The organism is Rhodobacter sp. 24-YEA-8 (genome assembly GCF_900105075.1).
Taxonomy (GTDB): Bacteria; Pseudomonadota; Alphaproteobacteria; order Rhodobacterales; family Rhodobacteraceae; genus Pseudogemmobacter.
In genome coordinates, this window is sequence record NZ_FNSK01000001.1 from 2,043,170 (window position 1) to 2,068,933 (window position 25,764).

Annotated in this window: 21 protein-coding genes; 14 read left to right on the forward strand and 7 right to left on the reverse strand. The window is 62.5% G+C overall.

Annotated features, from left to right (window positions below; translation table 11 throughout):
* Positions 1-63: 63 nt before the first annotated feature.
* Positions 64-2,067, reverse strand: a complete 2,004-nt coding sequence (locus BLW25_RS10015; protein WP_092898664.1) for a TonB-dependent receptor plug domain-containing protein — start codon at positions 2,065-2,067, stop codon at positions 64-66.
* Positions 2,068-2,524: 457 nt separating this feature from the next.
* Here BLW25_RS10015 and BLW25_RS10020 point away from each other — a divergent pair, with 457 nt between their 5' ends.
* Complete coding sequence (locus BLW25_RS10020) at positions 2,525-3,952, forward strand: YncE family protein (RefSeq protein WP_092898666.1); 1,428 nt, start codon at positions 2,525-2,527, stop codon at positions 3,950-3,952.
* Positions 3,953-4,037: 85 nt separating this feature from the next.
* On the opposite strand, the gene BLW25_RS10025 is transcribed toward BLW25_RS10020, so the two are convergent.
* Positions 4,038-5,696: an alpha/beta hydrolase gene (locus BLW25_RS10025; RefSeq protein WP_092898668.1), complete on the reverse strand. Its 1,659-nt coding sequence runs from the start codon at positions 5,694-5,696 to the stop codon at positions 4,038-4,040.
* 69 nt (positions 5,697-5,765) lie between these two features.
* Positions 5,766-6,644 (reverse strand): MurR/RpiR family transcriptional regulator, encoded by an 879-nt coding sequence (locus BLW25_RS10030; RefSeq protein ID WP_092898670.1) that lies wholly within the window; start codon positions 6,642-6,644, stop codon positions 5,766-5,768.
* 254 nt (positions 6,645-6,898) lie between these two features.
* Between BLW25_RS10030 and BLW25_RS10035 the strand changes: the two genes are divergently transcribed.
* The 9 genes from BLW25_RS10035 (at position 6,899) to BLW25_RS10075 (ending at position 17,526) form a co-directional block, all read left to right on the forward strand.
* Positions 6,899-7,405 carry a TRAP transporter small permease subunit gene (locus BLW25_RS10035; RefSeq protein WP_092901842.1) on the forward strand — a complete coding sequence of 169 codons (507 nt, stop codon included), beginning with the start codon at positions 6,899-6,901 and terminating at the stop codon, positions 7,403-7,405.
* Complete coding sequence (locus BLW25_RS10040; protein WP_092898672.1) at positions 7,405-8,751, forward strand: TRAP transporter large permease; 1,347 nt, start codon at positions 7,405-7,407, stop codon at positions 8,749-8,751. Before BLW25_RS10035 ends, BLW25_RS10040 begins: the two co-directional genes overlap by 1 nt.
* 46 nt (positions 8,752-8,797) lie before the next feature.
* A complete protein-coding gene (locus BLW25_RS10045; protein ID WP_092898674.1) occupies positions 8,798-9,841 on the forward strand; it encodes a TRAP transporter substrate-binding protein in 1,044 nt (347 codons plus the stop codon).
* A gap of 202 nt (positions 9,842-10,043) precedes the next feature.
* On the forward strand, positions 10,044-11,411 hold the full coding sequence (locus BLW25_RS10050; protein ID WP_092901845.1) for a glutamine synthetase family protein: 1,368 nt from the start codon (positions 10,044-10,046) through the stop codon (positions 11,409-11,411).
* Positions 11,412-11,481: 70 nt separating this feature from the next.
* Positions 11,482-12,864 carry an aldehyde dehydrogenase family protein gene (locus tag BLW25_RS10055; RefSeq protein WP_092898676.1) on the forward strand — a complete coding sequence of 461 codons (1,383 nt, stop codon included), beginning with the start codon at positions 11,482-11,484 and terminating at the stop codon, positions 12,862-12,864.
* 1 nt (position 12,865) lies between these two features.
* Positions 12,866-14,035, forward strand: a complete 1,170-nt coding sequence (locus BLW25_RS10060) for an iron-containing alcohol dehydrogenase (RefSeq protein WP_092898685.1) — start codon at positions 12,866-12,868, stop codon at positions 14,033-14,035.
* 69 nt (positions 14,036-14,104) lie between these two features.
* Positions 14,105-15,355 carry an NAD(P)/FAD-dependent oxidoreductase gene (locus BLW25_RS10065; RefSeq protein WP_092898687.1) on the forward strand — a complete coding sequence of 417 codons (1,251 nt, stop codon included), beginning with the start codon at positions 14,105-14,107 and terminating at the stop codon, positions 15,353-15,355.
* Between the two features lie 78 nt (positions 15,356-15,433).
* Positions 15,434-16,789, forward strand: coding sequence for a phospholipase D-like domain-containing protein (locus tag BLW25_RS10070; protein ID WP_092898689.1), 1,356 nt, complete (start codon positions 15,434-15,436; stop codon positions 16,787-16,789).
* Positions 16,786-17,526 (forward strand): endonuclease/exonuclease/phosphatase family protein, encoded by a 741-nt coding sequence (locus tag BLW25_RS10075; RefSeq protein WP_092898691.1) that lies wholly within the window; start codon positions 16,786-16,788, stop codon positions 17,524-17,526. Before BLW25_RS10070 ends, BLW25_RS10075 begins: the two co-directional genes overlap by 4 nt.
* Here BLW25_RS10075 and BLW25_RS10080 read toward each other — a convergent pair.
* Positions 17,514-18,305 carry a sulfotransferase family protein gene (locus BLW25_RS10080; RefSeq protein ID WP_092898693.1) on the reverse strand — a complete coding sequence of 264 codons (792 nt, stop codon included), beginning with the start codon at positions 18,303-18,305 and terminating at the stop codon, positions 17,514-17,516. The two genes, BLW25_RS10075 and BLW25_RS10080, sit on opposite strands and share 13 nt — an antisense overlap.
* A 79-nt stretch (positions 18,306-18,384) precedes the next feature.
* Positions 18,385-19,371: a 2-hydroxyacid dehydrogenase gene (locus BLW25_RS10085; protein ID WP_092898695.1), complete on the reverse strand. Its 987-nt coding sequence runs from the start codon at positions 19,369-19,371 to the stop codon at positions 18,385-18,387.
* Between the two features lie 130 nt (positions 19,372-19,501).
* On the opposite strand from BLW25_RS10085, the gene BLW25_RS10090 reads away from it, so the two are divergent.
* From BLW25_RS10090 to BLW25_RS25325, 3 genes are all read left to right on the forward strand, one after another.
* Positions 19,502-20,191, forward strand: a complete 690-nt coding sequence (locus BLW25_RS10090) for an SH3 domain-containing protein (RefSeq protein ID WP_253188353.1) — start codon at positions 19,502-19,504, stop codon at positions 20,189-20,191.
* A gap of 167 nt (positions 20,192-20,358) precedes the next feature.
* Positions 20,359-21,261 carry a cation diffusion facilitator family transporter gene (locus BLW25_RS10095; RefSeq protein WP_092898697.1) on the forward strand — a complete coding sequence of 301 codons (903 nt, stop codon included), beginning with the start codon at positions 20,359-20,361 and terminating at the stop codon, positions 21,259-21,261.
* A gap of 175 nt (positions 21,262-21,436) precedes the next feature.
* A complete protein-coding gene (locus tag BLW25_RS25325) occupies positions 21,437-23,338 on the forward strand; it encodes an aminotransferase class I/II-fold pyridoxal phosphate-dependent enzyme (protein WP_366268011.1) in 1,902 nt (633 codons plus the stop codon).
* 32 nt (positions 23,339-23,370) lie between these two features.
* On the opposite strand, the gene BLW25_RS10105 is transcribed toward BLW25_RS25325, so the two are convergent.
* A complete protein-coding gene (locus BLW25_RS10105; RefSeq protein WP_092898701.1) occupies positions 23,371-24,516 on the reverse strand; it encodes an MFS transporter in 1,146 nt (381 codons plus the stop codon).
* Between the two features lie 238 nt (positions 24,517-24,754).
* Between BLW25_RS10105 and BLW25_RS10110 the strand changes: the two genes are divergently transcribed.
* A complete protein-coding gene (locus tag BLW25_RS10110) occupies positions 24,755-25,354 on the forward strand; it encodes a 50S ribosomal protein L25/general stress protein Ctc (protein ID WP_092898703.1) in 600 nt (199 codons plus the stop codon).
* A gap of 82 nt (positions 25,355-25,436) precedes the next feature.
* Here BLW25_RS10110 and BLW25_RS10115 read toward each other — a convergent pair whose 3' ends face one another.
* Positions 25,437-25,751 carry a heme-degrading protein HmuQ gene (locus BLW25_RS10115; RefSeq protein WP_092898705.1) on the reverse strand — a complete coding sequence of 105 codons (315 nt, stop codon included), beginning with the start codon at positions 25,749-25,751 and terminating at the stop codon, positions 25,437-25,439.
* Between the last annotated feature and the right edge of the window lie 13 nt (positions 25,752-25,764).

The window sequence follows — 25,764 nt, forward strand, 5'->3', positions numbered from 1 at the left end:
CTGGCCGGGGATCCGGCCGGGAAAGAACGAACCGGCCATCATAAGACGGCCGGTCCGGATGGATCAGAAGGTCTTGATAATACCAACCTTGAAGTTGCGGCCCGGGCCGTTGCGGGTGGCCAGCGCCTGCATGTAATCGCGGTCAAACAGGTTCTCGACACCGAAGCGGATTTCGGTGCCTTCAAGCACTCCCTCCTGCGGACGGTAGGTTGCGCGCAGGTTGTGAACTGCAAAGCCCGGACGGATCACCGATTCGTCGTAGCGGTCATAGGCAACCATTTCCCAGCTCAGATCGAGTTCACGGTCCCAGCGTTTCCCGGCGACGACACGCACGGAATTCGGCGGTGTCTGCGCATAGTTCGGGCGATCAACCAACTGGATCGTTTTCGATTCGAAATTCACGATGCTGGTGCTGAGTTCGCCGTAATAGCCACTTTCCATGCTATAGGCGGCCTCAAGCTCGAACCCGGTGCCCGCGATCCAGGCCGTGCTGGGCTCTGACGTCGCGTTCCAGACATTGGTGTCGTAGATATTGCCTTTGATGCTGAAGGCATCCCCCGCCGAGAAAAGGTCAGCGGTACGCCAGGACGCCCCGATTTCAACGGTGCGCGACTGTTCGTTGATGGTCATGTAATTTGCGCGCGAACCGCCCACCCAGGCCTGGTTCTGATTCTCGAAGTCATCAAGGATCGGCAGGCCCTCAGTATAGGCCACGCTGCCGAACACCGCCGCACCATTGGCGAATTCATAGCGCACATCGACGCCGCCCATCAGTGCGTCATTGTCGAAGTTTGTGACCGGGATCCGGGCCTGCGGAAGGCCTTTATAGGTGATATCCTGGGTCTCATACCGCATCGCGGGCGTGATGGTCAGGCCATTGCCAAAATCGAATTTGTTGATCAGGAAGAAGGCGGTGCGGTCATCCGTGCCACCCGGCGCCGAACTTGCGGTCTTGCGGTCTTTCCGGATGAATTCGACACCGGCGCGCAGCTCGTTTTCGATGCTGCCAAAGGTAAAGCGCGCGGTGTTCTTCACCGTGAGCTTGGTCGTCTCATAGCGGTGATCGGCATTCCTGAGCCCATCGGTGGGAGCATAGGGCACCGAGGTGCTGTCGATCTGCTGATCGGCATAGGACAGGATCACCCGCAGGTCGACCAGATCATTGTCGAGCGGGTTCCAACCATAGGTCAGCACCGCATTGCGGCTTTCAACATCGCGGTCGACATTGCCGAAAGCATTGCCCCCGATCGCGTCATAGGGCACGTCGCGTTCGGCCATGGTGGTATTGGCCAGCGAGAGGCTGACAAACTGGTCGCGTTCCTGGCCGAAGGTGAATTTGCCCTTGAGACCCCAGGACGGCGTTTTGAAACCTTCGGCCCCGAGGTTGACGCCATTGCCATCGACCTGTTCGCCCAGGCGGCGCCAGATGTAATTGGCCACGAATTCAGCGTTTTCCGAAGGCTGCCAGGCCAGGATCGTCGACGAGGTGATGCCGTCGCCATTCGAGTTGAAACTCAGCCCCTGGCGGAGCTTGTAGCCGATCTCGCCGCCGGTGAAATCCGAGGCATCCTTGGTTTCCAGCTGCACGATGCCGCCGACCACGCCTGAGCCATATTCAAAACTCCCGATGGTGCCGCGCATCACCGAGACGCTTTTGAACAGCTCCGGATCGGTGAACAGCTGCGTGCCGATCCGGTACAGCTCTTCCGAACCCTGGGTCGCCCCGTCAATCGTGATCAACACCTTCTGATTGGTGCCATAGGTGTTGCCGGCACCAAAGCCGCGAATATTGATGCCGCCGCCAAGTGGCGTCGCGCCATTGATCAGCGTGACACCCGGCACCGAGGAGATCAGCTCGGCGATGGTCGAGGCCTGACGGTCATCCATCTCTGCCTGATCGATGGTGGTGACTGCAACGCCGGTATCGGTCGCCACGTCGCGTTTGGTGTCCAGGATGATGGTGCCGAGGGCCTCAGCCTCTCCGGTCGTCTGGGCGAGAGCCGCCACAGGGAACAGAAGCGCGCAACTGCTCAACAGAGCCGCGCGCAATGAATTGCGTCCAGTCATTACCGCCTCGCTTCGGGTCAGAATTTTGGGAGAGCGCTGGCGGTGCTATGCTGGCGGATGTGCCTGTTTCTGTCCTGATGCCTTGCAAAGTGAGTCTGCAGGCTGATCATGGGCACGGCGCATAACTGCTTAATCCTGGTGTTACTGTCAAGATTTGCAATGATGCTGCCGGAAAGCCGTACTGCACCGGTGTGACATCCGGGTAACGGAGCATACGGACCGGTGCCGCAAGAGGCCACAGGCGGCCCCCGGCGGGGCCGGACGATGACAGGACCGGACCGCAGTAACGCCCGCGCTGCGCCGCGCATGACAGGCCGCATTGTCATTGCAGCTTGACATCCCCCCTCCGCTCGCGGTCTGTCGCGCTTAGTCCTACGGTCCCCCGCCGCCGCGCCAAGCGCCGCACCTGCCAGGTTCCCGCCGGTCCCCCTCGGTCAATCTGAACAGGAGTCATGTGATGGGTTTCCCCTTCCTGACAAACGGTTATCGTAAATCCGTTTTCGGTCTTACGCTTGCAGCCCTCGTACTTCCGGGCGCGGTTCTCGCCGAAAGCAGCTTCCCCGCCCCGGTTGAATTCGAAGGTCGATTCCGGGTGATCCCCGCTGAACCCGGCAAGCCCGTGCTGCCCGGCAGCAGCGTCACCATCGAAGGCTCGGGCCTGAAACCGGGTCAGACCCTCGTGCTGCAACGCGGCACTGCGGTTCTGAGCAGAGATGCCCTGACTGCCGATGACAACGGCGCCGTCAGCTTTACCTTCACCCTGCCCGAAGATGCCGCTACCGGCCTGCATCCGGTGATTGCCATCATGGACCAGCCCTCTTCGACCTCGCTTTTCGATGTGAAAGTATCAAAGGATGTGCCGCTTTCGGGCACGGACGGGTTCAGCGTGACCCGCGTGAAATCGGCGCCCGGCCTTTATCAGTCGGTCTATAGCGCGAAATCGAATGCGCTCTTTGTGGCGGCTGCGAGTTTCCGCCCGCCGGCCGCTGCACTGCTGAAGCTGAACCCCGAAACGCTGGACGTGGTCGCCGAAGTCACGCCACCGCCGCTGCCCGAAGACCAGCGCCGCGCACCGGCGGAAGGTCAGCCCGATAACGGCCCGCAGCCGGTGGCGCTGTTCGGCCTGGCTGTCGATGATGAAAAGGGCACGATCTGGGGCACCAACACCTTTGACAATTCGGTGGCGGTCTATGCTCAGGACGATCTGTCGCTGATCAGACAATTCCCGCCCGGCGAGGTCTATCACGCCCGTGACGTCAAGGTGGATGCAAAGCGCGGTCGCGCCTATGTCTCGGCCTCGGCCACTAATGGCGTGCATGTGTTCGACACCGAAACCCTTGAAAAGGTTGCAGTCATCGAGATCACCTCTGGCATTCGCGGCGGAGAGTTCTCGCTGATGAGCATCGCGGTCGATCCGGATGGCAACCGCCTTTTCGCGGTCAGCCGCAAATCGAACGAGCTCGCGGTGATCGACCTGACCAGCAATACCGTGACCCAGGTCCTGCCGCTGCCGGGCGCGAAAAACGCCTCCGGCGTCGATTTCGACGCGGCGACCGGCACGATCTATGTCGCCTCGCAAGACAGCGACAACCTGCTGATCGTCGATCTGGCCTCGGGTGAGGTCAGGCATGATGTCACCACCGGCGCCGGCGCGCTGAATGTGGTGTTTGACCCGGTACAAAAGCTCGCTTTCGTGTCGAACCGCGGGGCAGGCACGGTGACCGTGGTGTCGCCCGAGGGCGAGATCGTCGCCAATCTCGACGGCGGCAGCTATCCGAACCATGTCGCAACCGATGGCAAAGGCAATGTCTTTGCCGCCAATAAGTCGCTCGGCGCCGAGGATGCGACCGCCGACCATATCGCGCTGATCCATAAGGCGAACTGATCGCCGCAGATCTGTCACGACAGACCATCTGAAACCCGCAGCCGGCGACCCGGCTGCGGTTTTTTGATGGCCACCGGATGCGGTATCAGATGCCCTGCCCGGCGAAAATCGTCTCGATCCGCGCCATCATCTCGGGTTTGTAGTCGCCGCCCAGCACCTCGGCCCAGGCTCTTAGATAGTGTTTCGCGGCATAGACATGGCCGTGCCCGGGCGGCGTCGTGGTTGCGGTCATCATGTCAAACCCAAGCTGAAGAAAGGTCACCACCGGCCACCATCTGAGGCTCGGGCTGACATCGGGGCCGCGTGATCCCCTGAGCCAGGCCGGCGCGCGCCACAGCGTCCCGGTCGAGAAAAACACAATCGGGTCAGAGGGATATTCCAGGTAAATCATCCGCATGACCCCCCAGGGGGCGTAGGTGTGGGACTGAGGCTGCTGCGTCATCACCCTGATGGCCGAACCGTCGCGGTAGCGCGGTGCCCAGGCCGGGCTGTCCGGCACACGGCTGGCCAGAAGCTGCTGCCAGCCGCGCATGGCAAAGGGCGGTCCGGCCCAGAGCGCGCCCTGCGGCGGGTCTGACAAAAGATCCTGCCAGGAGATCGGCAATTCACCATTGCGGGCCCCCAGCGACAGGCCGAACAGATAAAGCTCGGGCCGGCTTGCCTCCGGCAGGTTGCGCCAGTGGCCATAGATTTCGCGAAACACCGCCACCGCGCTTTCAGCGCCATATTCCGGTTGCAAAATCAAAGACATCCAGCTCGGCAGATAGGAATATTGCACCGCAACCACCGCCACATCCCCGCCGGTGAGGTAATCCAGCGGCTGCATCCCTGCCGGGTCCATCCAGCCGGTGCCGGTGGGGGTTGCGATCACCAGCACGCGGCGGTCAAAGGCGCCGACGCGCAGCGCCTCTTCCAGCGCCAGCCGCCCCCGCTGATCGGCGTCAGGGGCCGAATTCAGCCCGACATAGATGCGCAGCGGCTCCAGCGCCGGCGCCCCGGTAATCGCAGTGATCGCCGCCGCATCGGGCTCTGCAAGGACCCAGTCACGCCCAGCAGCGCCCAGCCCGTCCCATCCGACAAGCGAGGCGGCAGAGCCCGATTTCAACGCATCATCGGGTGCCGCCTTTTCCGGCGGGATCAGCCGGTCAAGGGCTGCATAGGTCTCGTCCAGTGCCTGCAACACGCGGCCCAGCATCACATCATTGCCGACCGCCCAGAAGAGCAGCAGCGCCAGTGTGATCCCGGTCAGTTTCGCCAGCCGGCGCGGGATGAAGGCTTCAAGCTGCGTCGCAATCACGCGCCAGAGCCGCCGGAACAACCGACCCAGAAACACCAGCACCAGCGCGACAAAAGCCGCGACCGCGAGAATCGTGAAAGGGCGCGCGGTCTCGACCGGCGGGATCCCCATTGCGGCATGGATGTCGTTTTGCCAGCCGGTGACATTCCACAGCGCCCAGAGGATCGCCGCCCCCGCAATCAGCAGCCCGAGCGTCATCTTGATCCGCAGCACCCTGGGCGCGGCGGGTCCGGATTCGACCACCCACTGGCGCAGCACCATCAGCGTATATCCCACCAGATAGCCAATCGCGAAACAGATGCCGCCAAGCGCCCCCTGCACCAGAGCGGCGCGCGGAATCAGCGAGGGCGATAAAGAGACCGCGAAGAAAAGTGCCCCAAGCGCCAGACCCGCCGCCGAGGGCCGACCAAAAAGTGAGGCATCTTTAACTCTGCGCCAACGCAACATTCCGGGCTCCGTCCTGAAGTGATGGGCAGTTTCGCCGCCCGCACGGCGGGGTCAAGGCCCGGCGTTCCCTTACCGCCCCTGGGCCATTTTCGGCGCGCGAAAGACACGGGTGCTGGCAAAACAATCCTCAAGCCGGTTCAGCCGGTCCCGGACCTGATCCGGCATATGCGACTGGACCTGCGCCAGCAGTGCCTCGACCACCATCAAAAGCACCGCGGTCGAATCCCAGGCTGCGGGCATTTCGATATGGCAGGGCAGCACATGGCGCGAATGCGAGGCCGCGGGCGAAAGCCAGCGATCGGTGATCAGCACCACCTCGGCCCCCTGGACCGCCGCGAATTCGGCAAATTGAACCGCATTCGATTCGTAGCGGCGGATGTCGAAGATCACCACCACATCACCGGGCGCGAGATCAAGCAGCGCCTGCTGCCAGTCGGTGAGGTGATCGGCGATCCAGGTGACATCGGGGCGAATGACCCTGAGCAATGTCGCCATGTAATCGGCCAGCGCATGGGTCAGCCGCCCGCCCATCACCACCACCCGGCGCGACATATCCGCCATCAGCGCCGCAGAGCCGTTGAAATCCGCCGCCGGAATCAGGTTAAGCGTTGCGCCGATATTGGCCACGACCTGCGCGGCAAAGCCCTGAAGCGGGTGGCTCCGTCCTTCTCCCGGTACGGCCGGGGCGCCAAGCGGGGTCACGAGAAGGTCTTCGACTTCGACCCGCAGCGCCGCCTGGTAATCCGACCAGCCCCTGAAGCCCAGCTTTTGCACCAGCCGCACGATGGTGGGCGAGGACACATCCGCCGCGCGCGCCAGCGTGGTGATCGAGCCAAGCGCTGACATCGGAAAATGCGACAGGATATGGGTCGCGACCTGGCGCTCGGCCCGGGTCAGATCGTTGAGCGAGGCCCGCATTCTGTTTTCGATGCTCAGGCCCTGGTCCATGCGCCCCCCTTTGCGGCAGTGTCCCCCGGGGCTTTGTCACCCCGGAAATATCACGGGCAGGGTTGCAGAAAAGATTGTAACAGGAAACAGCATTCTGAAATAATCTTGACAGCGCCCCCGCCAGAGGGTGACCCTTAGGAAAAAACAGGGAGCCGACTCGTCCATGTCCTTTCCGGGATCATCCTCCTGCCGGCTTTGCCGGGCGGGCTATGTCTGTCGACCTTTGTTCCCTGCCGGCTGCGGAGGCTGACACGATGCCGATATTCCTTATCCGGCTGGTGCTGATCATCGAAAAGATCAACACCATCATCGGCCGCCTCGCGATGTATCTGATCTTCGCGCTGGCCGGCGTTCTGCTTTACTCTGTGATCGCAAAGGCGTTTTTCCGCCCCGCGCTCTGGACCCAGGAAATGGCCCAGTTCACCATGGTCGGCTATTTCGTCCTTGGCGGTGCCTATTCGCTGATCCTTGGCGCCAATGTGCGGATGGATCTGCTTTACGGTCGCTGGAGCGTGAAAACCCAGGCGCTGGTCGATTGTTTTACCGTATTCTGCATGATCTTCTTCCTCGTCATCGTCCTTTGGGGCGGGATTGAAAGCACGATCTACTCGTTCGAATTCGGTGAGCGGTCCCGCACCGTCTGGCGGCCCTATATGGCCCCGATCAAGATCGTGATCTGCTTCGGCGTCTTCCTGATGATCCTGCAATCCATCGCCTTTCTCATCCGCGACATTGCGACTTTGCGCGGAGTGAAAATCTGATGCCCTACGAATATATCGCCATCGTCATGTTCATGGGCATGATGGCCATGCTCATGACCGGCCAGCGGGTCTTTGCCGGCATCGGTTTTGTCGCCGTGGTCGCCACCATCGCGCTTTGGGGGGATCGGGGGGGCTATGACATCGCCTTCACCACCACCATCAAGCTGATGAACTGGTATCCGATGCTCACCCTGCCGATGTTCGTCTGGATGGGCTATGTGATGTCCGAGGCGCGGCTGGCCGATGACCTCTACAAGATGTTCCATGTCTGGTTCGGGCCAATCCCCGGCGGTCTGGCTATTGGCACGATCCTTTTGATGGTGCTGATCTCTGCCATGAACGGGCTGTCGGTCGCAGGTCTTGCGATTGGCGCCACCATCGCCCTGCCCGAGCTTCTGAAGCGCGGCTATGACAAACGGATGGTAACCGGGATCATCCAGGGCGGCTCGTCGCTGGGGATCCTGGTGCCCCCCTCGATCGTGCTGGTGCTTTACTCGATGATCGCGCGCCAGCCGGTCGGGCAGATCTGGCTTGCCGGCGTCTTTCCGGGCCTGCTGATGGCCGGGTTCTTCCTCCTTTATGTGGTGATCCGCTGCGGCATCAACCCGAAGCTCGGCCCGCCGCTGAGCCAGGAGGAGCGCGATTCCATCACCTGGGGCGAGAAGATCCGCCTGCTGCGCGCCGGTATCCTGCCGGTGGTGATCTTTGCCTCGATGATGGGCCCCTTCGTGCTGGGCTATGTCAGCCTTGTCGAGGCCTCGGTGGTCGGCGCGATGATCGCGACGCTGGTGGCGCTGGTGAAAGGCCGCATCACGAAAAAGGTCTGGGAGAACTGCCTCGTCAACACGCTGGGCGTCACCTGTATGTTCATGTGGATCCTGCTGGCGGCGATGGCCTTCGGTGCGGTGTTTGACGGTCTGGGCGCGGTGAAGGCGATTGAGGCCTTCTTCCTCGAAGATCTCGGGCTTGGCCCCTGGGGGATCGTGATCCTGATGCAGGTCTCGTTCCTGATCATGGGCATGTTCCTTGATGACACCGCCATGCTGGTGATCGTGGCGCCGCTTTATATTCCGTTGGTGGCCAAGCTTGATCTTGGCATGCCGCCACAGGATGTGCTGATCTGGTACGGGGTGCTTTACACCATCACCTGTCAGGTGGCCTATATCACGCCGCCCTTCGGCTATAACCTGTTCCTGATGCGCGCCATGGCGCCGGACCATGTTTCACTCTCCGATATTTACCGCTCCATCGTGCCGATTGTCGCGATTATGATCCTGACTCTGGCTGTGATCATGACCTTCCCCGAGATCGCACTTTGGCTGCCACATCAGGTTTACGGACCATAACCGGGCAAACCGGAATTCAATTAAGAACCCACCAACGGAGGTAAAAATGACGACGAACAGACGGAAATTCCTGACCAGCGGGGCGCTTGCCGCCGGTGCAGCCGCCCTCGCCGCCCCCGCCGTTCGCGCGCAGGCCGCGCCGATCAAATGGCGTATGCAGACCTATGCCGGTGCGGCGCTTGGCGAGCATGTCTGCAAGCCCGCGATTGACAAGTTCAACCAGATTGCTGCCGGCCAGATGGAGATCGAGCTTTATTACGCCGATCAGCTGGTTCCGACCTCGGAACTGTTCCGCGCCATGCAATCGGGCACCATCGACGCAGTGCAGTCTGATGACGATTCCATGCAATCGCCGACCGAAGTGACCGTGTTCGGCGGCTATTTCCCCTTTGCCTCGCGCTATTCGCTCGATGTGCCGGTTCTGTTCAACCAATATGGGCTGAAGCAGATCTGGGAAGAGGAATATGCCAAGGTCGGCGTGAAGCATATTTCAGCCGGATCCTGGGATCCCTGCCATTTCGCGACGAAAGATCCGATCAATTCGCTGAAGGATCTTGAGGGCAAGCGCGTCTTCACCTTCCCGACCGCCGGGCGGTTCCTGGCGCAATTCGGCGTGGTGCCGATGCAGCTGCCCTGGGAAGATATCCAGGTCGCGCTGCAAACCGGCGAACTGGACGGCATTGCCTGGTCGGGGATCACCGAGGATTACACCGTCGGTTGGGCCGATGTGACCAAATACTTCCTCACCAACAACATCTCCGGCGCCTGGATTGGCCATTTCTTCGCCAATGCCGACCGCTGGAACGAAGTCCCTGACCATCTGAAAGCGCTGATGGAAGTCTGCTTCGAGCAATCGCATTACTACCGTCAGTGGTGGTATTGGGGTGGTGAGGCCGATCTGCGCGTCAACGGCCCGAAACTGCAACTCACCTCGATCCCGGATGAGGAATGGAATACGGTCGAGGCGAAAGCCCGCGACTTCTGGGATGAGATCGCGACAGAATCCGAGACCAAAGCTAAGGTCGTCGAAATCTTCAAAAAATACAACGATGTGATGGCCAAAGCCGGTCGTCCTTACCGTTACGGCTGATCCAGTCGGGGCAGTGGTGGCCATTCCACCCTGCCCCATTACATTCGGGCAGGTGAATTACCTGCGGGGAGAGAAAAGGACGTGAGTGTGATGCGGATTGCTGAGGATTGCTGGCCCAGAAAGCCGGAATTCGGTGGTGGTGGATCTTTATCTGCTCCTGCATCCAATTCCTGATCCTTCTGAAAAAAAATCGAGACCAACTATGCCCGCAAATCTTACACTCGAAACCCTGAAAGTCGCCTTCGAAGCCGGTGAGATCGACACTGTTCTGGTCGTTGCTCCGGATATGCAGGGCCGGCTGATGGGAAAACGCTTCCATGCCGGTTTCTTCCTCGACAGCGGCTATAATGAGACGCATTGCTGCAATTACCTGCTGGCGCTCGACATGGAAATGAACACCGTGCCGGGTTATAAATCCGCCGGCTGGTCACAAGGCTATGGCGATTACGTCATGAAGCCCGATCTGGAGACATTGCGTCGCCTGCCCTGGCTTCCCGGCACGGCGATGGTGATGTGTGATCTGCTGGATCACCACACCCATGAAGAGATCACCATCTCTCCGCGTGCGATCCTGAAGAAACAGGTGAAACGCGCACGTGCCATGGGGTTTGAACCCATGATGGCGACCGAGCTGGAATTCTATCTTTTCGAGAACAGCTACGAAAATCTGCGCGACGATGGCTTCGGCAATCTGCGCCCGATTTCGGCCTATAATGAAGATTACCATATCTTCCAGACCTCGAAAGAAGAGCCGGTCATGCGCAAGTTGCGCAATGATCTTTATGCGGCCGGTATCCCGGTTGAAAATACCAAGGGCGAGGCCGACAGCGGTCAGGGTGAAGTGAATTACCGCTATTCCGATGCCATGGATACTGCGGATAATCACACCATCATCAAACAGGCCGTAAAAGAAATTGCCTGGACCATGGGTAAATCCGTGACCTTCATGGCGAAATATCAAACGGATAAGGCCGGCTCCGCGGCCCATGTCCACCAGTCGCTCTGGACCCTCGATGGCAAACCGGCCTTTTTCGATAAAGACGCCGATCACAGCATGTCACAGGTGATGCGCCATTTCATTGCCGGCCAGTTGGAAGCAGCCGAAGAAATGACCGTGTTTTTCGCCCCCTATGTGAACAGCTATAAGCGTTTCTGCGCCGGTCTCTTTGCCCCGACCAAAATCGTATGGTCCGGCGACAATCGCACTGCGGGTTTCCGCGTCTGCGGCGAGGGCACCAAGGCCGTCCGCGTCGAATGCCGTATCCCCGGCTCGGATGTGAACCCCTATGTCGCCTGCGCCGCGCTGCTCGCAGCGGGCCTTGACGGCATCGAGCGCAAACTCGAGCTTGAGCCCGAAATGACCGGCGATCTCTACGCCGCCTCCGGGGTACGTGAAATCCCGAAGAGCCTCCGCGATGCAGCGGCAAAGCTGAAATCCTCGGCGATGCTTCGCAAAGCCTTTGGCGATGACGTGGTCGATCACTACCATCATGCAGCACAATGGGAGATCTCTGAGACCGATCGCGTGGTTACAGATTTCGAACTGAAACGGCTGCTTGAACGCGCCTGAACCGCGGTAAACTTGCATATTTCCGACACAGGGGGGCGCGCGCCTCCCTGTCCTCTCACACAGGTGAAACATGAATCCGATCAAACTGATCTCGCCGGTCGACGGCTCGACTTATGTCGAGCGCCAGCCGCTTGACCTCGCCAGCGCCGAGGCTGCGGTTTCCCGCGCCCGCGCTGCACAACCGGCCTGGGCCGCGCGCCCTTTGTCTGAACGTATCGCGCTGGTGAAAGCCGGCGTCGCGAAACTGACCGGGCTGAAAGACGCAATCGTGCCGGAACTCGCCGCCCAGATGGGGCGTCCGGTCAAATTCGGCGCCGGCGAGTTTGGCGGCGTCACGGTGCGCGCCGACTATATGGCCTCTATCGCCGAAGAAACGCTGGCGCCGAAAGTCATTGAAGACAGTGATAAATTCCGCCGCTATCTCGCACGCGAGGCCCTTGGCGTCATCTTCGTCATCGCGCCCTGGAACTACCCCTTCCTGACCGCAATCAATACGATCATCCCCGGTCTGATCGCTGGCAATACCATTGTTCTGAAACATGCGAGCCAGACCCTTGTGGCAGGCGAGCGCCTTGCCGAGGCGTTCCACGCCGCCGGGATTCCGGCAGATGTGTTCCAGAATGTGGTGCTCGACCACGCCGTGACCGAAAAGCTGATCGCGGATCGCAGGTTCGATTTTGTCAATTTCACCGGTTCGGTGAATGGTGGCAAGGCGATTGAGCGCGCGGCTGCCGGCACCTTCACCCCGCTTGGGCTGGAGCTTGGCGGCAAAGACCCGGGCTATGTCCGCGCCGATGCGAATGTCGATGCGGCGGTCGATACGCTGATGGATGGCGCGATGTTCAATTCCGGACAGTGCTGCTGCGGGATCGAGCGGATCTATGTCCATGAGTCGCTCTATGACTCATTCGTTGAAAAAGCCGTTGCCTGGGTAAATGGCCTGAAACTCGGCAATCCGAACGATCAGACCACGACGCTTGGCCCGATGGCGAATGTCCGCTTTGCGAAAGTCGTGCGCGACCAGATCGCAGACGCCATTGCAAAAGGCGCAAAGCCTCTGGTCGATCCGGCGCAATTCCCTGCCGATGATGGCGGCGCCTATCTCGCGCCTCAGATCCTCGTCAATGTCGATCATTCCATGTCGGTGATGACGGAAGAGAGCTTTGGCCCGGTTGTCGGAATTATGAAGGTTTCCTCGGATGAGGAGGCTTTGCGGCTGATGAATGACAGCCCCTATGGTCTCACCGCCTCGATCTGGACCGAAGATTACGACACCGCCGCCGAACTGGGTCAACAGGTCGAGACCGGTACCGTTTTCATGAACCGCGCCGACTATCTCGACCCTGCCCTGTGCTGGACCGGCACCAAGGATACCGGCCGCGGCGGTTCGCTCTCCTATCTGGGTTACCATTCGGTGACCCGCCCGAAATCCTACCATCTCAAGAAGGTGTAATATGTCCACCGTTGACAAACAGGGCGTTCCCGACCGCAACTGGTCTTACCCGACCGCGATCAAATTCGGCGTAGGCCGGATTGCCGAACTGGCCGAACATGCCAAATCCACCGGCATGAAAAAGCCGCTGCTGGTGACCGACAAAGCGCTCGCCGCCCTGCCGATCACCGCGCAGGCGCTGGACGTGCTCGAGGCTGCCGGCCTTGGTCGCGCGGTGTTTTCCGAGGTCGACCCGAACCCGAATGACAAGAACATGGCCGAAGGCATCGCCGTCTATAAGGCGGGTGGCCATGACGGCGTGATCCTGTTCGGGGGCGGTTCGGCGCTGGATCTGGGCAAGATGATTGCGCTGATGGCGCATCAGCGCGCCGATCTTTCGGTCTGGGATCTGGAAGATATCGACGACTGGTTCACCCGCGCCGACAGCGACAAAATCGCGCCGATGGTGGCGGTTCCCACCACTGCCGGCACCGGGTCTGAGGTCGGGCGCGCCGGCGTTCTGACCAATCTCGCGACCCATAAGAAAAAGATCATCTTCCATCCGAAGCTCTTGCCGGCTGTCACCATCTGCGACCCGGCCCTGACCGTTGGCATGCCGAAATTCATCACGGCCGGCACCGGCATGGATGCGCTGGCGCATTGCCTCGAGGCCTATTCCTCGCCCTTCTACCACCCGATGAGCCAGGGCATTGCGCTGGAAGGTCTGCGGCTGGTGAAAGAGAACCTCGTCACCGTTTACAACGATCCGGGCAATCTGCTGGCGCGCGGTCATATGATGTCGGCGGCGGCGATGGGGGCGGTTGCCTTCCAGAAAGGCCTTGGCGCGATCCATTCGCTGTCGCACCCGGTTGGCGCGGTCTACGGCACCCATCACGGCACCACCAATGCCGTCGTGATGCCGATGGTGCTGGATTTCAACCGCCCGGTGATCGAGGACCGGATCAATGCCGCAAGCGCCTATCTGGGGCTGAAAGGCTTTGACGGCTTCCGCGCCTGGATCATGGAACTGCGTGAGCAACTGGCGATCCCGGCCAATCTGACCGCAATGGGGGTCGAGGCTGCACGTCTTGACGAGCTGACCGAAATGGCTCTGGAAGATCCGTCCTGCGGCGGCAATCCGATTGCTATGACGCGCGAGAATACCCGCGCGCTCTATCAGGCCTGCATGTAAGATAATGTGAACTGAATCCGCCGGTCCCGCCATTGTGGGGCCGGCATTTGTTCGAAAAGTGCAAGCAGCATGGGTCGTTACTCCTCCGACATTACCATTATCGGCGCCGGGGTGATCGGCCTTACCATCGCTGCGCGGCTGATCGCCGAGGGGCGTGAGGTTACCCTGATCGAGCCGGGTGAGCCGGGCATGGGCGCCTCTTATGGCAATGCCGGGACAGTGGCCGATTATGCGGTGGCGCCGGTTGGTACGCCCGATGTGCTGAAATCCCTGCCCTCCTTGCTTTTCAACCACAATTCGCCGTTGGCGATCCGCCACTCGGCGCTGCTTTCGCTGACGCCCTGGCTGGTGAAATTCGCACGCCAGAGCCTGCCCGGCCCGGCCCGGCGCAATACGGAGGCGATTGCGGGGCTGCTTGCCGGGGCCAATCCGCTGTGGAAAGCGCTGGCTGCCGAGGCCGGTGCCACAGATCTGATCCGGCCGCGCGGCTGCCTTTACATCTTCCGAGAAGAAAGCCAGCTCGGGCCCGCGAGGATCGAGATGGAGGCGCGGCGCAGGTTGGGCGTTCAGGTCGAAATGCTGACCGGCGGGCAGCTCGCCGGGCTGGAACCGGGCCTGCCCTTCCATGCCGGTGCCGCCTATTTCCCACAGGCGATTTTCCTTTCGGATCCCGGGCGGATGATGCAGCGCCTGGCTGCACTTGTGATGCCGCGCGCACAGCTGATCCGGGGCCGCATCGACCAGCTCCGCCGCGACATCACCGGTGTTGTGCTGAACGGCCGCTCCGATGATGGCAGCCCTTTGCAGATCCTCTCGCGCCGGGTCGTCATCGCCGCCGGCGCTCATTCGCGCGCCCTCGCAGCCCAGGCCGGCGACCGGATCCCGCTGGAAACCGAACGGGGCTACCATGTCGAATGGGATATGGCCGAGCTGCCACTCACCCGCCCCGCCTGCGTGACCGAACGCGGCTTTTACCTCTGCCCGATGCAGGGGCGGCTGCGGGTGGCGGGCACGGTCGAGCTTGGCGGCCTCAGGTTGCCGCCCTCGCCGCATCGTATCGCGAAACTGGTCGAGGGCGCGCGGAAGCTGTTCCCCGACCTGCCCGGCCCCTCGCGCAGCTGGATGGGGTTTCGCCCTTCGATCCCCGATTCAGTGCCGGTGATCGGCCCGTCGAAAGGCGGTGCCGATGTGCTCCTGGCCTTCGGGCATGGCCATATCGGCCTGACGCTGGCACCAAAGACCGCCGATCTGATCACCGATCTGATCCAGGGCCGCAGCCCGGGCGCGGAACTCACCCCCGCGCTGCCGTCGCGTTTCTAGAAGCGGCCCTGCCGCAGCCAGCGGCTTTCCCTTGCCGCAGCCAGCGGCTAGCATGGCCCCGGATCAGACAAAGCGGCCATGTATTACCTGTTCGAACATTTCCTGATCGTGTCTGGCGTCCTCGCGGTTGCGAGCGCCATGGTGCTGGCGTTGCAGCCGCGCCGCACGCCGCAAAGTTCGGCCGCCTGGATCCTGTTCATCATCATGGTGCCCTATGTCGCGGTGCCGGTCTTCCTGGTGCTGGGCTTTCGCAAATCGGGCCGCAGCTTTCCGGCGATCCGCTTTTCGCCACATCCCGCCCTGCCCGAGACCGAGCCGCCACCGCTTGCGCATGTCTTCACCAGTCTTGGCGCGCCGCCGGCGGTGGGCGGCAATCTGATCCGCCTGCACGAGACACCAGAGGCCGCGAGCGCCGCGCTGGATGAGGTGATCCTTGGTGCAAAGACGCGGCTGGATATCCTGATCTACGTTCTGGCCCGCGATGAAAGCGGCTACCGCTTTCTCGATCTTCTCAGGCGCAAGCTGCATGAAGGGGTCAGGGTGCGGCTCTCGGTCGACTGGCTTGGCAGCCATTCCCGCCCGCGCCGCGCGCTGCGCGAATTCGTCGCCGCCGGGGGCGAACTGCGCTATTTCTCGCCGCTCGACCATCTGACCGACACCGCCCATCTGAACCTGCGCAATCACCGCAAGATGGTGATCGCCGATTGTGCCCTTGTCTGGTCGGGTGGGCGCAATGTCGGCGATGAATACCTCGCCTCGCCGCCCGGCAAATGGGTGGATCTGAGCTTTACCGCCGAAGGCCCGGTGGTCGACAGTTTCAACGCGGTCTTCGCCTCGGATTGGGAAGTGGCGGGCGATCCCCTGTCTGATCCGGTGCCGCCCGCCGTCGCACCTCGCGGCGAGGCGCTGTTGCAGCTGGTTCCCGCCGGGCCGGACGAGCCGCAGGATGTGCTGCATGACGGGCTGGTCGCCGCGATCTACCGGGCGCGCCGCCGGGTCTGGATCGCGACGCCCTATTTCGTGCCGACCGATGCGCTGGCCCAGGCGCTTGCGACAGCGGCGCGCAGCGGGGTCGATGTCCGGGTCTTTCTGCCGCGGAAATCAAACCAATGGACCACCGATCTGGCGCGCGGCCCCTATATCCGCGCCTTGCAACCGACCGGCGTCGGCTTTCACTTTTTCCGGCCCGGCATGATGCATGCGAAAGCCGGGCTGATCGACGATGGCTGCTGGATAGGATCGGCGAATTTCGACGTCCGCTCGATGCTGCTGAATTTCGAACTGGCAGTGATGGCCTGGGATACGGCCACCGTCGCGGCCATCAGCCGCTGGTTCGACCGCCTGTTGCCCGATTGCGATGACAGCCTGCCCGCCCCCGGTTTCCTCCGGCGCCTGACCGAAGGCGTCTTCCGTCTCGGAGCGCCTATATTGTGACCGACACCTCCCTGCGTATCGCCAGCTACAATATCCGCAAGGCGCTTGGCACCGACCGGCGGCGCGATCCGGCCCGGGTCCTGCGGGTGATTGCCGCGCTCGGGGCTGATGTCGTCGCGCTGCAGGAGGCTGATCTGCGCCTCGGCCAGCGCCGCCCGATCTTTGACGAGGCCGAAGTGTTTCGCCGCACCGGCCTGCTTCCGGTCCGTTTTGACCATGGCCGCGACAGCCTCGGCTGGCACGGCAATGCGCTGCTGGTCTCTCCCGGGTTCAGGGTGATCTCGCAAAGCCATCACGACCTGCCGGGGCTGGAGCCGCGCGGCCTCGTCTCAGCTTTGCTCGAACGCGACGGCCGGCGCCTGCGGGTCACCGGTGTGCATCTGGGCCTCTTGCGCCATTCGCGGCGCCGGCAACTCTCGGCGCTGCTGGATATGCTGCCCGAAGAAGAAGACACCGCCATGCTGATCGCCGGCGATTTCAACGAACGCTCGCTGGAAGTGGGTCTCGGGCGGCTGTCGAAACGGTTCCGGATCCTCTCCGGTGGCCCGACCTATCATTCCCGCCACCCGGTCTTTGCGCTGGACCGTATCGCGATCTCGGAGGGGTTCACCATGGCCGAGGCCTCTGTCCATCGAAGCCCCGAGGCCAGCCGCGCGTCAGATCACTTGCCCCTGGTTGCAGATTTGCGCCTGTCGCATATGGCCGATGACGGCGCAGATATCTCTCAGCTGCTGTAACCGAAGCACTTCTGATAGGCGACACTCGCCTCTCCCGCAGCGATATCATTGATGATGTCGGCAGCATCAGGCGGCAGGACGCGGGCCTCGCCCTCCAGCCTGCGCTTGACTTCATAGCCGCGACCAAAGCTCTCGAAGCCCGCGAAAGGGTCACCGTCAAGCGGCCAGTCCAGCCAGTCACCAAGACTGCGTTGTGCGGCCGGATCCAGCATCAGCTCTTCGAACCGACACACCCTGAGCCGGTCACCATGCGTTCCGGCAAGCGATACCAGCGCGCGCGTCGCCGTCTGCAAATAGGCTTCGATCCAGGCGCGCCCATGGGTGGCTTCGGTATTCTGCCGGCTCTGTTTTTCAAGCAGGCTGCGGATGACATCTCGTATATCGCGCACGAGGACGATGATCTTCTCGGGCCGGATGGTTACAATGGTTGGCTCATGAAAATCGCCGCGCACCTCTTTCACGCCCCAGGCGTCGAGACCTGCCAGATGCGGCGCCAGAAAATCGGTATAGCGTCTCACAAACCCTTCATGGTTGCGCTGAGCGGGCGGTAAAAACCAGTCGGTGTCCCGGTCCTCCCACGCGAATTCTTTCCATCTCGCCCGGATGGTCTTCGACATTACCCCATGGATGAACCAGGGCTCACTCAGCAGCCAACGCTTCGGCGGGGTTGTCAGCATATTGGACAGAGCTGTGCTCCCCGAGCGCCCCATCGCAGCGATATAGAGCTTTGCGCTGAAAAGCGGAGGATCTTCACCGCTCAGAAATCCGGTCTCTGCCATCGGTAACCTTGCGCCCCTCTTTCGCCCGGCTGTGTCAACGATATGGCCAAGCCCGTGATCAGCCCTGAAAGCCTCTGCCTTACATCATCCCCGGGACAACCTGATCCGGCGGGCGGTGGCCATCAGCGAAGGTCTTGATATTGATCAGAACCTTCTCGCCCATCTCGATCCGCCCCTCGATGGTCGCCGATCCCATATGCGGCAACAGAACCACATTCGGCTCTTCGCGCAGGCGCGGGTTGATCTCATTGCCGCGCTCATAGACGTCAAGGCCCGCGCCCGCGATCTCGCCCGCGCGCAGCGCGCGTGTCAGCGCATTCTCGTCGATCACCTCGCCACGCGAGGCATTCACCACCACCGCTGTGGGCTTCATCAGCTTGAGGCGCCGCGCATTCAGGAGGTGAAAGGTCGAGGGCGTATGCGGGCAGTTGATCGAGACAATATCCATCCGGGCGAGCATCTGGTCGAGGCTTTCCCACCAGGTCGCCTCCAGCTCGGCCTCGACCTCGGGGCGCACGCGGCGGCGGTTGTGGTAATGGACCTGGCAGCCAAAGGCGCGGGCACGCCGCGCCACCGCCTGGCCGATCCGCCCCATGCCCAAAATCCCCAGCCGTTTGCCTGCAAGCCGCGAGCCGAGAAAGGCCATGGGCGTCCAGCCTTCCCATTTGCCACTGGCCATCGAGGCGATGCCTTCCGGGATGCGCCGCGTCACCGCCATGATCAGCGCCATGACCATATCGGCAGTGTCCTCGGTCACCACACCAGGCGTGTTCGACACCAGGATCCCGCGCGAGCGCGCCGTGGCCACGTCAATATGGTCAACCCCTGCGCCATAATTCGCGATCAGTTTCAGCCGGTCCCCGGCCTGGCCGATCAGCCCTGCATCTATCTGGTCGGTAATCGTCGGCACCAGAACATCGCAGCTTTGCAGTGCCGCCAGCAGCTCATCGCGGGTCATTTTCACATCCGGATCACGCAGCCGGACGTCGAACAACTCCTTCATCCGGGTCTCGACCGGCTCGGGCAAGCGTCGCGTCACAACAACAGTCAGGCGTGGCGATGGCATGGCGTCTCCCTCAACTCTTCCATCAGGCGCGTCTTGGGTGCACAGTGGGGTCAAGCGGGGCGGACCACAAGCCCCCGTCTCTGAGGTCATAAAAAATGCGGGGCACAGCCCGCAAGAGCAGGCAACGGATATGAGCATCGCATCTTTCAGGAACGGCCAGAAGCCGGAGCAGATGACCCGCCAGACCAGACGCCCGATGCTGGCGGCGGCCCTGTTCTGTGCGACCCTCTTCTCTGCGACCCTCGTCCTGACCGGCGCGCCGAAAACCGCGAAGGCCGATGAAGCCACCGAAACCGCGATCGAAACCGCGGTGGCCGCCACCTCGTCCGGCGCGACGTCGGGCACCTCCGGCACTGCCCCGACCACGCGCACGGTCAAGGAATGCAAGCCCGGTATCGGCTGTGTCACCAATCTGCCCTTGCCGCGCTATGTCTCGCTCAAGGGCGATCAGGGCAATGCGCGGCGCGGCCCCGGGCTCACGCATCGCATCGACTGGGTGTTCACCCGGCCCGGAATGCCGCTGCGAGTCACCGCTGAATATGAAAACTGGCGCCGCGTTGAAGACCAGGACGGCGCCGGGGGCTGGGTGCATTATGCGCTGCTTTCGGGGGTGCGCTCGGTGCTGATCACCACCGATATGGCCGAGTTCCGCGACGCGCCGCGCGCGGATGCACGGGTCAGCGCCCAGGCCGAAATGGGTGTGGTCGCGCGTATCCTGCAATGCAATACCGACTGGTGCCGGATCTCATCCGGCGGCGAGCGCGGCTGGGTGCCGAAAACCGCGATCTGGGGCGTCGACCCGGACGAGACCGTCGAATAATATCACCACCAACCAGCACCAGCCCCCTCTGGCCGGCCTGCGCCTCGGGCGGGCGTATTTTCGTCACGGGGAAATTGCAGTCCGCCCGATAACATATTCCGGGCGAGGCATTCGCCAGGATGGCGGGGGCAGCGCCCCCCTTTCGATGCCCGCTACAGGAGCCTGTCATGCCTGAGAAAGATCCCCGCACCAGGCTGAGCCTTTCCGCCGGCATCGCCTCGGTCATGGTCGCGTCGGTGCTGGTCGGGCTGAAGCTCTGGGCGGTGGTGGCGACTGGCGCGCTGTCGGTTGCCGCCTCGCTGGCCGACAGCGCGGTGGATCTGGTGATGTCGCTCGCGGCCGCCAGCGCGATCCTTTACGCGGCGCGTCCGGCGGATGAAGACCACGCTTTCGGGCACAGTTCAGCCGAAGATCTGACCGCGCTGGCCCAGGCGCTTCTGGTCACCGGATCGGCCGGTTACATCGCCTGGTCTGCGCTGGACCGGCTGATCAATGGCGGCGTGGCCAGTCTTGGTGCCGAGGGAACCGGCACCCTGGTGATGGTCATCTCGATCCTGCTGACACTGGCGCTGGTCTGGTGGCAGGGGCGCGTGGCGCGGCTGACCGGCAACCGCGTGGTGGCTGCTGACCGGCTGCATTACCTTGGCGATCTGATGCCCGCGGTCGGTGCGGTGATCGCCTTGCAGGCCTCGCAGCATCTGGGCATCACCGGGCTGGATTCCTGGGTCGCACTGCTGGCCGCCGGGGTCATGCTGATCGGCGGGGTGCGCATCGGCAAATCGGCCTGGGATGCGCTGATGGACCGCCGGGCCGATCCCGAGATCATCCGGGGCATCGCCGAACTTGCCGGGAGCTGGCCCGGCATACGCGGCTTTCACGACCTCAAGACCCGCACCAGCGGCAGCCGGGTCTTCGTCAACCTTCATATCGAGCTCGACGGCGATCAGAGCCTGCGCGAGGCCCATGACATCGGCGCCGCACTGCGCCGCGAAATCCTGCGGCGCTGGCCCGGTTCAGATGTGATCATCCACAAGGATGTTGCAGCGACGGATGGGCAGCCCGGCACCTGAGCCCTTCGCGCTGTACCTTCTCGGCCAGCGGAGGGCCGGGTTGCGATCACGGCAATCCCGAAGCCGGGCAAGCAACGATCTTGCCGCGCCCCGCTGGCTGTGTAGAATAGGCAATTATTCGTTCGTACAATTCCCGACGAATCCCGTTCCCCGCTGCCGTCACAGAAAGGCGCCGATGACCAGTTCCGACAGTGCGGAAAAAAGAGCTGCCCCGCCTGGTGACATCCGCCAGTCCGGCTCCGAACGCCGCCCCTATATTCGTGACACTGAAGAGAACCGCCGCGAAGCGCTTGTGGCAGCGACGCAGTCACTGGTGGCCGAGGGCGGGCGCCCGGCGGCAACGGTCAGGGCGATTGCGGCGCGGGCGGGGGTCACTCCGGGGTTGATCCGTCATTACTTCGGATCGAAAGAAGATCTGCTGCGCGCAGCCTATGTCGCGCTGATGGATGGCATGACCAACAAAGGCGAAGAGGCGCTTGCCGCCGCGGGTGCCGTGCCGGCCGAACGGCTGGCAGCCTTTATTGCTGCCACCTTACGCCCGCCGGTGCTCGATCCGAAGGCGGTCGGGCTCTGGGCGGGCTATCTGCATCAGGTTCAGTCCGATCCGGGGCTTCTGGCGCAGCACGAAAGTTCATATCTGCAATTCCGGAACCGCCTCCAACAGCTGATTGCCGATCTTGGCCGCCCGGTCGCGGATGGCCAGCTGCGCCAGGAGGCCATCGCCTGCAATGCGGTGCTTGACGGGCTCTGGCTCGAAGGTTCGGTTTTGCCTGGTCACTTCGCTGAAAACGAGGTGATCCGGATCGGTTTGCGCTCGGTCGGCGCAATTCTGGGCGTCACGCTCACAGACTTTACCCCCCGCCGGCAGGCAGCTCAGACCAGGAGAGAAATGATGCGTTATTCCGCGGTGTATGAACGGCTGTCCGGCCTGGGTTCGGCGAAATGGGCGGTGCATCGCCTCGCGCGCGAGATGGCGGAGGAAGGGATCCCGGTCATCGAGCTTACCATCGGCGAGCCGGATTCCCCCACGCCCCCCGAACTGATCGAGGCCGCGAAATCCGCGATGCGCCCCGGGCGCCTGGGCTATTCCGATGGCAGGGGCGAGCCCGGCCTGCGCGCGGCACTGGCGAAACGTTACTCGGAACGGCGCGGCCGCGCGATCGATCCCGATCAGGTGATATGCCTGCCAGGAACTCAGACCTGTCTCTATGGCATCCTTCGCACCCTTGTCGAAAACGGCGATGAGGTGCTGATCGGCGATCCGATGTATGCGACCTATGAAGGGCTGATCCGCCAGACCGGCGCCAGCCCGGTGCCGGTGGCACTGCGCCCCGAACATGGCTTCCGGATGCGGGCGGCGGATCTGGCGGCCAAGATCACGCCCGCGACGCGGGTGATCTTCCTCAACACGCCCCATAATCCGACCGGTGCCGTGCTGACCCGCGAGGATATCGCGGAAATCGGTGCGCTTGCGGTGAAACATGATCTCTGGATCGTCTCGGATGAGGTCTATGAGGATCTGATTTTCCCGGGCGTCACCTTCACCTCGCCGCTTGACCTGCCCGAACTGGCAGAGCGTACCATCTGTGCCGCATCGATCTCGAAATCGCATGCTGCCCCCGGCTTCCGGTCGGGCTGGGTGATCGGGCCGCAGGAATTCGCCGCCAAACTGCTGCCGCTTTCCGAAATCATGCTTTTCGGCAACCAGCCCTTCCTGGCTGACATGACCGAACTTGCGGTTTCGCATCCGTCGCCGATTGCGGCCGGTATGGTCGAACGCTTCTCGCGCCGGGCGGATCTGGTGGCGACGGCACTGGATGGCAAGGCCGGGCTGAAGGTTCACCGCCCCGAAGCCGGCATGTTCGCCCTTGTGGATATTCGCGCCACCCGCCTTTCGGGCCAGGAATTCGCGCTCGGGCTCCTGCGCGAGCGCCATGTCGCGGTCATGCCCGGCGAGAGCTTTGGCGAAGGGCTGGCGGGCTGGCTGCGACTTTCGCTCACCCAGCCCGATGAGGCCATCGCCGAGGCCTGCACGCAGATCCTCGCCCATGCTCAGGCGCAGATGGCCGCAGCCTGAAGCAGCTGCCCGAACCAGCCATCTGAAGATCCTCAGCTGCGCGCCGCCCTTCGCATCAGCGGCGCCAGCACCAGGATGAACATCAGCATCACGGCGGCAAAGATAAAGGCCGCGCGCAGGCTGAACGTGCCCGCGATGATGCCAAGCGTCGGCGGCCCGACGAAATAGCCGAAATAGCCGTAAAGCGTGGCCCGCGCCACGGCCCGCGCCCGGGTGCCTTCCGCCGAATGCCGCCCGACCAGCGAAAAGGCGGTCGGCGCGATCACCGAAGATCCTACCCCCATGATGATAAACCCGGCATAGGCTGCATTGGGCGTCCCTGCCTGCGACGCGATCAATGCGCCGCAGGCGGCAATCAGCGCGCCGCCCATCAACAGGCGGAACGGGTCCAGCCGCGCGACGAGCCCCTGCCCCATCAGCCGCGCGACCCCCATAGTCAGCGCCAGCACCGCCGGGCCAAGCGCGCCCTCCTCCGGGCTGCCGCCGAGCGTCTTTTCGATATGCAAAGCCGACCAGCCTTCGGCGGCGTTCTCGGTGAGAAACGCGATCAGCACCATGCCGCCGCCAATCAGCGGCACAAGGCCCAGACCCGGCCCGCCGGCCTCGGGCCGCTTCAGCCCGTGAATGGCGCCATCGCGCTCAAAGGTCAGAACCGCAAAGACCAGCGCCAGCAAGGCCATGGTCCCCAGAACCAGATCCGGCGTCCACCCAAGCCCGCGCAATTGCCCGGTGCAGATCGCCCCGCCGCCATAGCCAAAGGAATAGGCGGCATGGGCAAGGTTCATCAGGTGAACCTTGCGCGTGGTCTCAAGCTCCGCCGTGCGGGCATTCATCAGAACATCGGTCAGCCCGGTGCCAAAGCCACAAACCATCATCGCAAGCGGAAACATCCAGGGCACAACCACCGTCCCCGGCAATGTGAAAGCCAGTGCCATCGCCCCCGCTGACAGCGGCAGCGCCACTTTGCCAAGACGGTGGCCGATCAGCGGCGCGAGCAGCATCGCCGTCACCGCCGCCAGCGGCGTGAACAGCAAAAGCCCGCCCAGTCGTGCCTCATCGACGCCAAGCTGCGCCTTGAGATCCGGCATCACCGCCGCAAACGACCCCCAAAGGATCCCCATCGCCGCAAAAGCAAAAACCACTGCCCGCGCGGTGATTACGGTTTTCAGAAAAGACATAGGGGGCCTCCGATCCCAGCCCTTCTGCCAGGTGCTGTCGCCCCCGTCCATCCTGTAAGCGACACGACCGCCGCAGGATTTCGCCATCCTTTCCCCTTGACTGAAATACTCCCGCCGGAGGCAATCAGCCCCCGTCGCCGCGCCGGTTTTCCCTTTTCTTCCCCGCGATTCCCCGCTATAGGCCCCCATCCGCCACGCACCCTTGGAGGGTGGCGGTTTTATCAAATGGAGAATACCAATGGCACGCGAGATCCCTGATCTTCTGGCCGTGGTGCGGACGGGGACAGGCAAGGGGGCCGCCCGTCAAGCCCGTCGTGAGGGCAACGTACCCGGCATCATCTACGGCGACAGCAAAGAGCCGACGCCGATTTCGGTCAAGTACAACTACCTGCTGAAGAACCTGAAAAAAGGCCGCTTCCTGCAGACGCTGTTCAACCTCAAAGTTGAAGGCCAGGCTGATCAGCACGTGATCTGCCGCGGCGTGCAGCGTGATGTGGTCAAAGACCTGCCGACCCATGTCGACTTCATGCGCATCCACGACAATTCGCGCATCAACCTCTTCATCCATGTTGATTTCATCAATGCGGATAAAGCACCTGGCATCAAGCGTGGCGGCACCCTGACCGTCGTGCGCGCCGAGGTTGAGCTGGAAGTTGTTGCATCCGACATCCCGGCCCAGATCACCGTGGATCTGGAAGGCAAGCAAATCGGCGATGTGATCCATATCGAAGATGTCGCGCTGCCCAAAGGCGTGAAGCCGACCATCGGCCGCAACTTCGTGATCGCGAATATCGCGGCCCCGTCCGGCCTCGCAGCTTCCGCTGACGAAGAAGAGTGATCCTTTCGGATCGCAGAATGTGAAACGGGGGGCTTTTGCCCCCCGTTTTCATTTCACGCCATCGGCGGCGCGGCTAAGCGGCTCACGCGCCGATGAATTGAACGGATTCGAACACTTCCAGTTTCGGATGCTCCAGGATCACCCCCTTATGCCCGCCGGCCCCGCCATGGGCGGCCCGAAACGCCTCTGATTTCGTCCAGTCGCGAAACGCCGCCTCGCTCTCCCACATCGTATGCGAGGCATAGAGGCGGACACCGTCGGCCTCGGCCCCTTTCATCAGGTGAAAGCTGACAAAGCCCGGCACCTGTGGCAGTTGGCTTTCGCGGTTTTTCCAGATCGCCTCGAATGTGGCCTCCTCGCCGGCCTTCACTTTGAAACGGTTCATGGTGAGATACATTCAGTGCTCCCTC